The following is a 14,609-nucleotide window of genomic DNA, read 5'->3' on the forward strand; positions in this document are numbered from 1 at the left end:
CGAATGTTATCGCAAGGTCTATCTTTTATACCGATTTGTGTAAAATTTAAATCATTTCCTGAAGAACAAACTCTATGATAGGCCCCACATCCGGCAGACTATGGGGATGGTGGTCTCCACCCGGCTTCAGGATCGTATTCACCCTGCCCCCATAGGACGAGTAAGCACGTTCCAAAATAGCACCGTTCTCCGCAAACGGCACCGCCCGATCCGCATCACCGGATACGATCAGGATAGGCACACCCGCCTGGGCAGGAGCCGCCAACGATGCCAGTAAATGCCCGGTCACCTCACCTGCCCGCTGGAGGATATCAGGTTGAAGCAGGTTCAGTTCTCCTCCAGTTGCTTCTGGCCCGACAATTCCATATACCTCCAGACATCCGCGCCATTCGGCGGTTGCGCCTGTTCCTGTACCCGACCCGGCGGGCCAGCTACAAATATCCACGACTGGCGCGTCGAGATAAATCGCCGAGACTTGCTCCGGATACGCCGCTACATACTGCAGCGCATAGAGGCCCCCACGGCTAAACCCGAACAATACTGGCTTGGAAGACAACCTCCATTGGTCAATCAGTTCGGCTCGGAACGCCTCCATTTGACGGACAGCGAAAGGACAGCCGTACAGATTGCTCAAGCGACAATACGCTACATGCCAGCCTTGCTTCACTAACTCGATATCTGCTGCCGCAAACCCGCCGAAGAATTCGGTCCGCCACACCCACGGCTTGCCCTGTGCCGCCTCATGCGGAGCAACAAGTGTACATTCACGTCCCTCCCAGTACCAGTCAATGCGGGAGAATCCTTGCCATAAGCTGCTGGTCGTCTCCTCTGGCCCTCCCTCAAGTCTTGCCGCTCGCTCTACTTCTGGCAAAGCCTGTGCGGTATACTGCAATACTTCGTCCAAGGGTGCAGTCTCAAATTTGTAGGGGTTGGTATGACCCACATGCTCTCTCCACGCAGCATTAAGTGCCAACCGCCGCTCATTCATCAGCCTGATAAACTTGCCTGTTCCCTGATTTGCCCATGTCGGTACTCGTTCCAGTTGCAGATGGAAGACCTTACTCAGGATCGTCCGTGCAATTACCCAATGCCCGTCCTCTTCGGGATGGACTCCATCTCCATATCGGTAGGAGGCGTCTTGCTCCCGCTTGGAACGAATGAACTCATTCAACGGCTGGTGCACATCTACTACGGTTAGTCCCTCAGTACGTCCATAAGTCTGGAGCCACTCCCCATATTGGGTAAGCACAAGGTCATAACCCTCATAAGGCAGATCAAACGAATAGTTGTCCATTCCCTCCGGCCGGGGCTCTCCGATGGCAGACTGTACGTCAAACGGGGTTGGCGTCATTAGAATGACGCGAGTGCCGGCAGCACGCGACTGTTCCACCGCCTTCCGCATCCCTTCCTGGTAGGCAGAGAAGCGCTCTTCCGTCAGCGGATGATAAATGCCGTCATTCATGCCATAAGCGATGAACAGCCAGTCAGGCCGCGCCTCCGCCAGAGCCCGTTCCAGCCGCTCATGTACGCATGGCCGCGGGTAAGGATGATCCGCCTCACTCGTTCCCGCCGCCGTTTCACCACTGACTCCCAAATTAATCCATTCGAGTCGATATTCCGGCATATATTTCAGGAAGAAGGCCTCCAGATCACGGATATAAGTTCCATTCTCCGTAATACTATCGCCCAGGAACACCATCCGTCCCTGCCGCGGAATCGTTAAACAGTCAACGCTTGCATCTGTTGGTTCCAATTGCTTCATCACCTTTCAAATAGGTATAGCCAGAACTTTTTCCAGTTAGTACGAGTCAAGAACTTACTCCTATCATAATCCTCTCTTGGCGACCAAACTACCTTAAAAATCTGCACAAATCATGCAATAAGTTAAGGCTTAATCATATGTCATAACAAAAGGCCCATCAGAGCTTGCCATACGGCAAGCCTGATAGGCCTTCTAATTTTATCTCAAGTAGTAAGTTCTTCGATTCAACGCTCTGCTGTTAGCTCCGCCGGACTGCTCTGGCGGGAGATCAGGAACAACGTTCCCCAGATCAGCACGAAGCCGATAGCCTGAGCGACCGTAATCATCTGCTGGAAGGCCACCCAGTTAACCAATACGCCGACCATCGGGAAGCTCAGCTCAGCAAGCGTAGCAACCGAGGCTTTGGTCGTAGTCAAACCTTTATAATAGACAAGCAAGCTCAGTAAGCCAGGCAACAGCGCCTGCCCCAGCATATTGAGCGACAAAGCGGCCATTTGTGAGGTCCCCTGTGGCAAATTCCATGCGGCTCCTTCGTTCCAGGTAATCGCCAGCAGCAGTGGCAACGCCAGGACAAAGCGCAACGAGGTCACCGTTTCATATTTCATATGGCCTACCATAAGTCTGCCCATGACCGTAGAGCCGCCCCATAAGGCTGCCGCACCTAGTGACAGCAAGCTGCCCACTTGCACAAAATCACTTAGGTGCCCAATCGGCATTGTAAAGCCGAAGGTGAGCAGATACGTGCCAGCCAGCGCAATAATCAGAAACCCGAAGAAGTGCTGCGGCAGCTTCTCTTTAAGCAACAAGCTGGCAAGCATAATGGCGAACAACGGCTGCATCTTTTGTAGTAGCAGTACAGCGTTGAGATCGCCGCTGGCAAGTGCTGTGGTGAACAGAATAGTAGCTATCCCCGAGCCGCCCCAGGAAAGGAACAGCAACGCGCCGCCTTGCCGCCAGCCTACTCCCTTCAGATCCGAGCGATTTCTCCAAACCACCGGGAGAGCGATCAAAGCGATAATAATATGCTCAACCAAAACGATCTGTGCGGAGGTAAGCGATTTGAGCAGGATGATGCGGAACAATGGGTCAACACCCCATAGGGCTGCACCCAGCACCACCAACCAGAATCCACTCCGTGATTTGCGCTCGGTAGTCGCTTGCAGCGAGGAACGCTGGCCTGCGCCGACCGCACCAGGCAGAGCCCCCGTACTCCCACCGGCCTGCAAGCCAACATTTGCTGTACTAGCCTGACCGATGCCACTAATATTTGCCTTCTTCATGATACTATCCCCTTCTTGAATATGGGGTCTACGCAGAAAACCCCCGTAGCACCATTGCTGGGCTTTGCGGGGGCTGACCAAATAAGCCTGTCAGGAGCGCATGGCTCCTTATTCAAACTTTGCTTGTTTGATCTCCTCTCATCCGGACTATACCGTCGGCCTTGGATTCACACCAAGTCAGTCGCAGTCATCCCAAGGATTACTGCGAGTCGCGGGCTTGAGCTCCTTGTGCCATTCATGCTACAAGCAGCCTCACCGCCGGTCAGGAATTTCACCCTGCCCCGAAGACCATATTCATTTAAATTGTGATTACTTAAGTTGTTATTATCCATACCTCATGAATTAAATTCACTCTGTTACAAAAATCACAAACTAATTATATTCCTCCTGCACGTTCCCGGCAAGTATGAATTTACAGGAAATTAGTCAGTCTCTTTATTCAAACGCAGGAAGAGCGATCTCTCCGTAATTATCCTCCAGGAATTGCTTGATTTCCGGACTGGAAAGAGCCTTCGCCAGCTTTTGAATCGGCTCCGAATCCTTATTGTCCTCACGGGCTACCAACGTGATAGCAAAGGCGGATTCTGTCGTTTCCGTCAACAGAGCATCCTTCTTGGGGGTAAGTCCCACTGGACTAGCATAGGCCGGAGTCATCAATACCAGATCGGCATCATCCAGCATCCGGGCCAGCATCAGCAAGTCCACTTCTTCAAACTTGAGGTTCTTATTATTCTCCACAATATCGGCTTGGGTGGCTTGCAGGTTGTTATTATCCTTCAGCTTGATGATCCCTGCCCGATCCAGCATGATCAGGGAACGAGCCAAGTTGGACGGGTCGCTGGCAATCGCTACTGTAGCTCCTTCCGGAATATCTTCCATCGATTGATAACGTTTGGAATAAGCACCATATACCGCATGATACACTGGTTGAATAGCCACTAACTCCGTATTTTTACTTTCATTGTATTGCTCCATGTAAGGGACGTGCTGGAAGAAGTTCGCGTCCACTTCGTTATTCGCAAGCGCATCATTGGGCTGAACATTGTCGGACAAGACTACAATCTCCAGTTCCACTCCCTCTTCCTCAAGCTGCGGCTTGATCAGTTCAAGCATGTCTGTCATCGGTGGGATCAGAGAAGCAACCTTCAGAGTCGTCAAGCCCTCGGCTGGCTCAGCAGCATCTGCGCCGGTTACACCGGTGTTCCCTCCGGCCTGGTTGTTATTAGTCACGTTGGCATTTGATTCAGCGCCCCCGTTCGTATTTCCGCAAGCGCTAAGCACCAATAAGATCGCCAGTAGTGGGATCAGCCATTTTCCTGTTCTCATGTTGTTTGTCTCCCTTCAAAATTGTGGTTTGAATTAACGTTTGTCCAGCCAGCGGGACAGCGTATTGCCCGTAAGCTGAATGCCTTGCACCAAAATAATCATAATCAGAATGACCGCAGTCATCAGTTCCGTCTCGAAGCGTTGATAGCCATAACGAATGGCGAAGTCGCCTACTCCGCCGCCCCCGACTACCCCCATGACCGTCGAGTAGGAGATGAAGCTGATCGTCGAAGAGGTAAGCCCCAGCACCAGGCCGGAGCGAGCTTCCACGTATAGAAATTTTAATACAATTTGCAGCGGCGAGGCTCCCATGGAGCGGGCCGATTCGATGACACCACGTGGCACATCCAGCAGCGATTGCTCCACAAACCGGGCGTAAATGGCTATCGCCACAACCGCCAGGGGAACGGAGGCGGCCAGTGTTCCAATCGCTGTACCAACAATCAGCCGGGTAAGCGGAATCATGAAGACCACCAGCAACAGAAACGGGAACGAGCGAATCACGTTCACACAACCGTTCAACAGATTGGACCACAGCTTGTTCTCATAGAGCTGCCCTCTGCCGGTCAGGAACAGCAGCGTCCCTGTCGGAAGCCCTAGCAGCACCGCTGCCAACATCGCAATCCCGACCATAATGAACGTATCACCAATCGCTTCGCCAATCTGGAATCGATATTGCACGAAGCTCTCCCACATCAAGGCCACGTCAAACATCGCGCCCCTCCGTTCTCCCAAGCAGTTGCTCCCGGTAAGAAGCGGTAAATAGCAGCTGCTGGCTCGGTTCAAGCTCTACTTGCTTCAAGGCAAAGGCATCAGTCAGCCGTCCGTTCTCCATGACGGATACCTCCCGGCAGATGCTCCGTACTACGTCCATCTCGTGGGTAACGATCACGATGGTCACGCCCAGTGAACGGTGAATATGGAGTAGTACCTCCAGAATTTCGGCGGTGGTCTTCGGGTCCAATGAGGAAGTGGGCTCATCACATAACAGGAGCTGGGGGCTGCTTACTAATGCCCGGGCAATCGCCACCCGCTGCTTCTGGCCTCCGCTCAGTCCTGCCGGATACTGTTCTGCCTTATCTTCAAGTCCTACAAACCGCAGGCATTCTCGCACCCGTTCAGCTCTTTGCCGCTTGGGGACGCCAGCCAGTTCAAGAGGGATTGCTACGTTACCGAAAGCGGTACGATTGCCGAGCAGATGGAATTGCTGAAAGATCATACCCACCGACCGTTGCATTTCACGCAGCCTGCTCTCATTCAGATCGGATAGCATTTGACCCATTACGGTTACTCGGCCCTGATCGGGAATCTCCAATCCATTCATCATCCGCAGCACCGTCGACTTGCCTGCACCGCTGACTCCGATAATACCGTGTATAGTTCCCTTCGGAATATGCAAAGACACATCCTGCACCGCCTCCAGCACACCATCCTGCAAGTTATAAGTTTTGCTGACATGCTCCAAAGTGATGATATGCATCTTCCCCTTCCTCAGGAACCACTATTCTGTATTACTTATTTAAAATCACTGTTACATATGATATACACCTGTAAATTATAGCTTATCATTTCATCTGTGTCACCAATTTTTAATATATATTTAACATTTCTATTGAGCGCGTAACAGCAAAAAGCATCTAACGCAAGGCCTAAGGCTTCCACCTTATCCTTGCGCTAGATGCTTCCACGTATCCATATAATAACTATTAAATAGCGGGCATCACATGGCCACCGTTGACCGGAATGTACGCCCCGGTAATAAATGCCGCCAAATCCGATGCCAGATAAGCCACCATATTAGCGATCTCCTGATCCTCGCCACGCCGCTTTAGCGGTACACCAGCTATATAGTCTGCGTCATTACGCTCGGACAAGCTGCGGTCCCGCTCGCCGATCGTCCAGCCCGGCGCCACCTGATTGACCGTAACGGCATGCTCACCGACTTCCTTGGCCAGCACGCGGTACACGCCATCCATGCCTCGCTTGCCCGCTACATAAGCGGACTGGGTCGGAAAATTCTGCATGGCGCACTCCGTGTTAATACCGATGAATCGGCCCTGCTTCTTGGCGATCATTCCCGGTACAAAGGCCTTGGCCAGAAAGACACTTTGCAGCACACAGGACTCAAATTGACTCACATAATCCTCAGCAGGCTGTTCCAGAACCGAAGTCCAGCCGTATTGAATGACTGCGTTCGCTACCACAATATCCGGGTCACCAAGGCTGGCCTGGACTTGCTGCTGAATCGCTGCAATATCCGCTTGCTTAGTGATATCGCCCCGAACGATCATGCCTGCTCCTCCGGACTGCTCCACTTCTTGCAGTAACTCCTGCGCCTTGGCTTCATTACTCATAAAATGAATGACGACCTTCGCCCCGCAAGCGGCCAGCGTTCGCGTCATCACTCGTCCTAACTGGCCCGTGGCTCCGGTAATCAGAGCTACCTTCCCCGACAGATCGATTGTAAGCATGGATGTGCCCCCTTTTCTCATGTCCAACATTAACAACTGCCTTCAGTTTATAATGCCGCGAACCATCGTGCCAAGAAAAAGTATAGTATTATCCATTATTCAAAGGCCGCGTAAGAGCGACCGAGAAGACCACCGTCTGAGCGTCATTATCCACCAGCACATTGACGGTGTAATCCCCTACGATAGCCTGCTTGTCCGCCAGCGGCCTTCCCGCCTCCACCTCAGTGCAAATGGACTGGAACCAGCGATGAAACGCGATGGCATCATAGGTAAATAGCTCACCCGCGAACAATTCAATGGACTCCTTGTTCCGTGCCAGCGCCCCCTCCCGTAAACGAACCGTTATTCCATACGTATTATAGGTCGTGTCCAGCCAGATGGCAGCCTCTTCCGTTGCACCGCCGGTTGCCCCTACATTCGTAGCTTGCTGTACCGCCTTCTTCTCCTTCTCATCGCGGTATAACCGCAGCGTGGTGTCGAAGAGATCATAGTTCGTACCGCGCAGCTTGCCCGCCTTCTGCAAAGTGTTGTAAGCATCCCACATCTGCTGGTCCGGGAAAGCTACAATTCGCTGTCCTCCCCCTACCGTCGGCACCTGCCGCTGCAACTTGTCGGCCTGTGCCTGAATCGCCAGGCGTTCTGCCTTATCCGTCAGGCGGCTCAGCAGCACCAGGGACTCGGCACGTGATACTGTCTTGCCCACGCCAAAGTTGCCGTCCGGATACCCCTCCATGATGCCCTTGATCAGCGCTTCGGCAATAAATTTCTGCTGCCGATCCGTCGCGCTGGTTAAATCGCCATAGGACGAAGCCACTGTACGACTAAACTCTGCATCCTCCAGGAACTCCGTCTCCTGAAGCGTATAGTAAATGACCTCAGCTACATTTTCCCGGGTCATCGCTGCCTGAAAGTCGCTGTATCGACCTTTGTTCAGGAAGTTCAGATCACTGGCTACATCGATATATGGCTTGGCCCAATAGCCTGTCATTGCCGGTTTAAAGTTAAAATAGCGATAGTCCTGCTTAAGAATCGTGCGATTCTCCTCGCTCAATACCTCAAGGAATCCTCCCTTCCAGGTGCGCTCCAGATTCGGATGCTGCTCACTATAAGAAAGAATCAGCATTTTGACGAATTGATCCACCTTCACTGGCTCATTGGGCCGAAACGTACCGTCGGGGTAACCGTCCAAAATACCTTGCTTGACCATCGTTTCAATCTCCTGCTGCGCCCAGTGTCCCTGAATATCCTTGAACACAGCCTTCTCTTGCGAATTTCCCGCCGCTTGTGCCACTAGACCCCCATTCATAGTGTCCAACCCCGGCACCCCGGCAAACACAAATAAGCCGATTAGCAAGCAAATCGTCGGCAATGCCCACCGTCTCCATTTCACGGCTTCTTCCCATTTTCTAATACTCATGACTAGCCTCCCAAACAAATATTAAATCGTGCCCACTGACACGAGAGCAGGTACGATAAGCACAAAAACGCTGCCATTATCCAGAAAACCATAATTCCGGGCGCCTGTGAATAGGCCGAACGACAGCCCGTCTGAAGGCATAGTCACAGGCAAAGGGATCGGAACCTTAGTCCCAATCCCTTTTACAAGCCGAGTTCATCCCCGCCGTGTTATTCTGTTTCCCGCAACCGTTCCACCATCGTTGACCTGGACATATTTAGGTAAGCCGCTAAAGTGACGATCAGCGCCAACGCTGCCAGCAACGGCAGCAGGCCAAGCAACGGCAGTGGATTCATCCGAAATTCCATAAAAGCCAGATTCGCGGATATGCCTTTAGCCACTGCATAAGTTAAACCCAGCCCCGCTGTGCCGACAATAAGACCGGTCAAGCCTACGCTATAAAGACCTTCGTACATGAGCATCCTCTTCAACTGCTTGCGTGTCATGCCGATGCTCTCCAGAATGGCGAATTCGTTCCGGCGAGAGAGCATCCCGGTGATGACCGTATTGATGAAGTTCAGAATGCCGATCAAGGCAATGATCAGGCTTAATCCATATCCGACCGTCTGGAAGATACGAATAAAGCTTTGCATTTCTCCCTTGTAATCCTCCCGCGACTTGACGATTAAGTTTGAACTGGAAGCCACCATGGTGCGAACTTCCGCTTCCGCTTGCTCCTGCCTATCTGCTTCTAGATGAAGGGTTGCTGACAAGATTAACGGGTCCTTGACCACGCTCACGAACTCCTGAGCCGGCCAATATACATTAAACCCGCCAAGCCCGTAAAATTGTGTTCCGGCAGCATATAACGCATCCGATTGTAGCACTGCCATAACTTCGTAGCTCTTCCCTCCATCATCCAGCGTAAATGGGTCTCCAGGCTCGTAATAGCTAGCATACTGATCGGAATCAAGCAGTGCTTCTGTCATTACGACATAATCCCCTGATGCAAAGCGCTGGGCGTCAAAGCTGCCAGCTACGATATCCCGCGGACCAATCAGGCTGTACCATACCGGATCAAGGCCATGAAGCTGCAAGGGGACCTCGCCGCTATCAAGAAGGGAGGAGACCCTAGGGATTTCCGTGTCCTCTCTAGCGGCTAACGGCTCCAGCATTTGGCGAATCACCGGATTCAGCTTCATAGCATGGGAGCTGTAATACACTTTATCCACACTGGCAATCCCTGCGACCCCACTCAGGCGCTGGCATAATTCCTCCGTCAACGTTACCTCTGTTCCACCCGGTACATGAGCCGATCCGGGGATACCGCTTGGGCCGGCCACGCTCTCCTTGACTACCAAATCTCCCGCGATAAAGCTGCTCAAATATTGATTGATGCTGAATGAAGAGATGACGGTAAAGATAATACTGAACAAAATAAGGCTAAGCGACAAAGAGGCCAGCATCAGCCCCAGCTTCTTCTTCTGTCGCAGCAGGTTACTGAACGCCATGCGATGAAGCTTGGCTCCATGCGTTGACCGTTTGCTCCTTCCAGCCATGCGACTGCCAATGCCAGCGAATTTTACCGCTTCGACCGGGGCAATTCGCGCAGCCATTCGGCCTGGCTTGCTGGCAGCCACACGAACTGTCGCGTAGGCGAATAATGCCGCTCCAACGAAGATGAGCGGATTCGCCGACAAGCTCATGTCCATCTGCTCTGCAGAGACCTGCATCAGTAAGGGCATAAGCCAAGCTCCCAGCCCGTAGCCCAGAGCAAGGCCAAAGGGAAGCGCCAGAAGATACAGCCGGTTAGCCTGAATCGTAATCAAACGTCGCAATTGACGTGGCGTTGTGCCTATCGTCTTCAACAATCCATAAAACCGGATATCCCGCACTACAGATATATGGAAAATATTATAGATCAGCAGGTAGCCGCTGAGCATAATGACGAGAATGAGCACGATGAACGGCAGCATATTTTGTGGGTCCTCCTGCAAACCTACACTGCTGTATGCCCAGTTGACTCCATAGGCAGCCTCCACCCCGGTATCCGCCACAATCTGTTGTAATTTCTTCTCGATTCCAAACGAGCTGCTGAACATGACATCCAGCCGGATCGTATTATCATAGCTGCCTTGCAGCCGTGATTGCTTGGGGTCAATATGGGCCAGATTCCGCTCCGCAAATGATTCCGAGACAAAGGCCAATGCCGCCATGGACAGATTCTTATCCGAAGGGTAGATGCCGGAGACCACAAATTCCTTGCTTACGATTTCCCCATGGATATCAAGGTCCAGCTTGACCTTGGCTCCCAATTCGGGAGTCACGCCAAGCATCTGGAGTACCCAATCGCTGATAGCAATTTCCTGCTCCTGCTCAGGCAAGCCTCCAGCCGTAAATTGAATGAAGTTATGCTTGGCCTCATTCTGGTCAATATAATCAATCTCCAGCGGGTGATCCCAGAAGCTCTCTCCGGCGGCCCGGCCCACCATAAGCGCCGTGCCATACTCCTTGATTAAAGGATGCTCTACGAGCAACCCGGCCTCCTCGCGGGTTAGATATTTGAAGCTGCCGTGAAAATCGCTGCCCGCCGTCCTCATCTGCGTTCGCTGCATCGATTCGTTCAGACTGAAGGACATCATGAACACCGACGTGAGTAGCAGGGTCGTCAATACAATGGCACAGATCGTGACGAGATTTCGGGGGGCATTGGCCCTTAAGCTCTTGCCGGCAAGCCGTAGAATCGCCTGACGGTTATTCGTGGCAATCATTCCTGCCCCTCCCCGGCAACAAAGGAGCGGCTTCGGATCAAGCCGTCTTCAATCCGAATGATCCGATCGGCTGTAAGGGCGATTTCCTCGTTATGGGTAATCATCACAATCGTCTGTCCGAACCGCTCGCTTAATTGCTTCATCAGAATGAGCACTTCCTGGCTGGTCTTACTGTCCAGGTTGCCGGTCGGCTCATCCGCCAGCACGATGGCTGGCTTGGTCGCCAGCGCACGGGCGATTGCCACCCGTTGTTGTTGTCCACCCGACAGACTGGATGGAAGACTGTCCCTCTTGCCCTCCAGCCCCAGCGCCGAGATGATTTCATCCACATAAGCCTGGTCCACCGTCGCTCCATCCAGCTCAATCGGCAATACCACATTCTCATAGACGTTCAATATGGGAATCAAATTATAGCTCTGAAAGATAAATCCAACCGACCTGCGGCGGAAAATCGTTAGTTCCTCGTCAGCCATGGTAAACAAATCATGGTCATTGATCAGGACCTGGCCCTCCGTTGCCCGGTCCAGTCCGCCGAGCATGTGCAACAGCGTGCTCTTTCCACTACCGCTGGTTCCCACGATAGCTACAAATTCTCCTCGTTCAATGCTGAGGTCGATGCCGTCCAGCGCCTTGACCACTGTGCTCCCCTGACCGTAGTGCTTCTTCAACTTTATGGCTTGCACGATAGGCATGCTCGCCACCTCCTATGCTTCACAAAGTCTGTCCCTTCCGGATACAGACCTACTTTAGCAAATCAATCTAACCCTAACCTGTCTCAAAAATAACGTCTTTGTCACATTCTGCATCAGACCAGGGCTGCAGGCAGATAAACGGAGAAGACGGAGCCTTGCTGCTCCTTGGAGGCGACCTTCATGTACCCACCCTGGGCCATCACAAGCTCCCGGGCCAGATAGAGTCCAATGCCAATGCCCTCCACTTCTGCAACCTTTGGACTTCGATAGAAGCGCTGGAAAATATGGGGCCACTCGCTCTCGGCAATACCCAGTCCGGTATCGGCAATATTGATACGGACAAACATATCCCCCGCTTGCACGGTGACGAGAATGTGCCCGCCACTAGCGGTGTATTTTACGGCGTTCTCCAGCAAATTAAACAATGCTTCCCCGGTCCACTTCGGATCATGGAGGGCACGGATATGATCAGGGCAGGAAATTTGAATAGCCATGTCCTTCCGCGCAGCAGCAGCCTGAATTGAAGATACAGCCGACTTGACCGTGTTCATAAGTGAGGATGCTTGAGGCTGAATGGTGATCAGCCCTGTTTCCAGGCGGGACATCTTGAACAGGCACCGAATCAGCCAGTCCAGCTTGACCGCCCCGGCTTGAATTTCAGCAGCATACATCCGTGCCTGTTCCTCTAGCTGCGGAAGCTCTCCCATCAACTCACTGTAAAGCCGGATACCTGCCAGCGGTGTCTTCGTCTGATGCGAAATATCGGAAATCAGCGTTTGGATATGCCCCCGCTCAGCTTGAACTTGCCGTTCCCTATCCTGCATGAGTTCCATGTACCGATACAGCTTATGCTCGAGTGATGACAGCTTCGTCTCGTCATAACCGGTCTGCCGCTTCCGTCCGTTCATCGCTGCATCGACCATCTCATCTACCGTACCAAGTATGGCGGAGATTTTCATCTTCATCGCCCATACGAACAAGGCAGACAGCAACACCGCTGCCGCACCAAAGGAGACAGCCCATCGAGCGAACTGATCCCCTGTCCCTGCTAACATGCCACCTGCTCCCGCATAACTGGCAGACAATACGACTAGTAGCGCAAACAACAAGACATAGAGTTGGCCAAAGCTCAACTGGATGACCATTCGTTTCATGATCTTACCCCTTCCTCCGCCCAAATATATCCCAGCCCGTAGACCGTTTTAATCCATTTCGGCGCTGTGGGCTCCTCTTCCAGTTTGGCCCGCAGTCGCTTGACTGTAACCGTTAGTGCGTTCTCATCCACAAATGCGGACTCCTGCCCCCAAACGACATCAATTAAATGCTCGCGCGTCAAAATTTGCCCGCGATGAAGGATAAGCGCCTTCAGTAGCTTCTGTTCCGTCACACTAAGCGAGAAGCTTGTCCCGCCCTTACGGAACTCCATTCTCCCGAAATCGAGCGACAACTCCCCAATCAACAGCTTATCCTCTCGTCCCGGATCAGAGCGGCGCAGCACCGCCATTACCCGTGAGCGTAATACCATTAAGCTGAATGGCTTAGTGACATAGTCATCGCCGCCCAACTCGAAGCCGGTCACAATATCAGCCTCCAGATCACCCGCGGTCAGAAAAATAATCGGCACCTGAGACGACACTCGTACCTCCGCGCAAAAATCAAAGCCGCTCCCGTCGGGCAAACGCACGTCAAGAACGATCAAGTCAATGCCCCCCTGTGCAAGCCGATCCTTCGCCTGAGCCAAATTAAAAGCTTGCTCCGCAACAACCCCGTCGCGGGCCAGCGTAAGTGCAATTCCCTTATTCAAGCTCATGTCGTCTTCCACGATCAGAATGTTCGTCATGGCTAATTCATCCCTTCCATGTATCGCGATTGCTAATTCGCAAACATTATACACAATCATGATGGCAAAAGAATAACAGATATGTCGCTGCGCCGATGCAGGCCCTACACAAAAAGGACCGCTCTTCCATGTGAAGTCGCGGTCCTGAACAGGTGAGCAGCCAGAATGTCTCAAACTGTCCCCTTATTTTTTGGATTTGCGTAGTTCCTTCATAATTTTACGACCGGTTGGTGTCTGTGCCAGCCCACCCTGAGCGGTCTCCCGGTGCCGGCTTGGCATTGCCGAGCCAACCTCCAGCATCACGTCGATGACTTCATCGGACGGAATGGCGCTGCGTACCCCGGCCAAGGCCATATCTGCGGCAGCCAAGGCGTTCACCGCACCAAAGCCATTACGCACAATGCAGGGGATCTCCACCAAACCTCCCACGGGATCACAGATCAGCCCCAGCGTATTTTTGAGTGCAAGCCCCACGGCATGCACCGCTTGCTCCGGGGTACCTCCCCGCAGTTCAACCATCGCGCCCGCGGCCATCCCGATGGCTGAGCCAACCTCGGCCTGACAGCCCCCCTCGGCTCCAGAGATAAAGGAGTTGTTGGCGATCACATACCCGATGGCTCCTGCACAAAACAAGCCACGGACCAAATGCTCATCCTCCCAGCCAAAACGCTCCTGCGCGCTCACGAAGGCGCCTGGAATAATACCGCAAGAGCCTGCTGTTGGCGTAGCTACAATGCGGCCCATCGAAGCATTGACCTCAGACACCGCCAAGGCGTAGGCCATAGCCTGACTGGCGCTGTCTCCCACGGAGGCCTGCTGGGCCTTGCGATACTGATCGACCCGCTTGGCATCCCCTCCGGTGAGTCCGCTTGTCGAGGTGATATCCTCCGTTAAACCCTTATGCACAGCCGACTTCATGATCTGATAATACTCGCCCATTGCCGCAAGCACTTCTGCTTCGGTCTGGCCACTTTCCGCCGCTTGATCCTCGATCATGATAGCTGAAATGGTTTTGGATTCCTCTTCACATAAATCTACTAGCTCCCGTAAGTTCCGAAACCGCATCGGTCC

The 14,609-nt window shown here is 52.8% G+C and carries 12 protein-coding genes and 1 riboswitch; all 12 genes read right to left on the reverse strand.

Annotated elements, in window-relative coordinates:
- Positions 1–46 precede the first annotated feature (46 nt).
- The 12 genes from AC1VOR_RS15570 to sdaAA all read right to left on the reverse strand — a co-directional run bounded on the left by AC1VOR_RS15570 (position 47) and on the right by sdaAA (position 14,603).
- The gene (locus AC1VOR_RS15570) at positions 47–1,753 is read right to left on the reverse strand and encodes a GDSL-type esterase/lipase family protein (protein ID WP_482619016.1); all 1,707 of its coding nucleotides are present in this window, start codon (positions 1,751–1,753) and stop codon (positions 47–49) included.
- 233 nt (positions 1,754–1,986) lie between these two features.
- Positions 1,987–3,042: a DMT family transporter gene (locus AC1VOR_RS15575; protein WP_482619018.1), complete on the reverse strand. Its 1,056-nt coding sequence runs from the start codon at positions 3,040–3,042 to the stop codon at positions 1,987–1,989.
- Positions 3,043–3,168: 126 nt separating this feature from the next.
- Positions 3,169–3,335, reverse strand: a riboswitch (FMN riboswitch).
- A gap of 142 nt (positions 3,336–3,477) precedes the next feature.
- On the reverse strand, positions 3,478–4,368 hold the full coding sequence (locus AC1VOR_RS15580) for a MetQ/NlpA family ABC transporter substrate-binding protein (protein ID WP_482619020.1): 891 nt from the start codon (positions 4,366–4,368) through the stop codon (positions 3,478–3,480).
- A 33-nt stretch (positions 4,369–4,401) separates the two neighbouring features.
- Positions 4,402–5,082, reverse strand: coding sequence for a methionine ABC transporter permease (locus AC1VOR_RS15585; RefSeq protein ID WP_482619205.1), 681 nt, complete (start codon positions 5,080–5,082; stop codon positions 4,402–4,404).
- Positions 5,075–5,842: a methionine ABC transporter ATP-binding protein gene (locus AC1VOR_RS15590; RefSeq protein WP_482619206.1), complete on the reverse strand. Its 768-nt coding sequence runs from the start codon at positions 5,840–5,842 to the stop codon at positions 5,075–5,077. Before AC1VOR_RS15590 ends, AC1VOR_RS15585 begins: the two co-directional genes overlap by 8 nt.
- Before the next feature lie 232 nt (positions 5,843–6,074).
- Complete coding sequence (locus tag AC1VOR_RS15595; RefSeq protein WP_482619022.1) at positions 6,075–6,839, reverse strand: SDR family NAD(P)-dependent oxidoreductase; 765 nt, start codon at positions 6,837–6,839, stop codon at positions 6,075–6,077.
- Between the two features lie 88 nt (positions 6,840–6,927).
- Positions 6,928–8,256, reverse strand: a complete 1,329-nt coding sequence (locus tag AC1VOR_RS15600; RefSeq protein WP_482619024.1) for an S-layer homology domain-containing protein — start codon at positions 8,254–8,256, stop codon at positions 6,928–6,930.
- A 209-nt stretch (positions 8,257–8,465) separates the two neighbouring features.
- The gene (locus AC1VOR_RS15605) at positions 8,466–11,006 is read right to left on the reverse strand and encodes an FtsX-like permease family protein (RefSeq protein WP_482619025.1); all 2,541 of its coding nucleotides are present in this window, start codon (positions 11,004–11,006) and stop codon (positions 8,466–8,468) included.
- Positions 11,003–11,698, reverse strand: a complete 696-nt coding sequence (locus AC1VOR_RS15610; RefSeq protein ID WP_482619027.1) for an ABC transporter ATP-binding protein — start codon at positions 11,696–11,698, stop codon at positions 11,003–11,005. The genes AC1VOR_RS15605 and AC1VOR_RS15610 overlap by 4 nt, the downstream gene beginning before the upstream one ends.
- A 113-nt stretch (positions 11,699–11,811) precedes the next feature.
- A complete protein-coding gene (locus tag AC1VOR_RS15615) occupies positions 11,812–12,852 on the reverse strand; it encodes a sensor histidine kinase (RefSeq protein WP_482619029.1) in 1,041 nt (346 codons plus the stop codon).
- Positions 12,849–13,538, reverse strand: a complete 690-nt coding sequence (locus tag AC1VOR_RS15620; protein ID WP_482619031.1) for a response regulator transcription factor — start codon at positions 13,536–13,538, stop codon at positions 12,849–12,851. Before AC1VOR_RS15620 ends, AC1VOR_RS15615 begins: the two co-directional genes overlap by 4 nt.
- Positions 13,539–13,721: 183 nt before the next feature.
- The gene (gene sdaAA, locus AC1VOR_RS15625) at positions 13,722–14,603 is read right to left on the reverse strand and encodes an L-serine ammonia-lyase, iron-sulfur-dependent, subunit alpha (protein ID WP_482619033.1); all 882 of its coding nucleotides are present in this window, start codon (positions 14,601–14,603) and stop codon (positions 13,722–13,724) included.
- Positions 14,604–14,609: the final 6 nt, after the last annotated feature.

Source organism: Paenibacillus sp. 1SOY10, assembly GCF_056836745.1.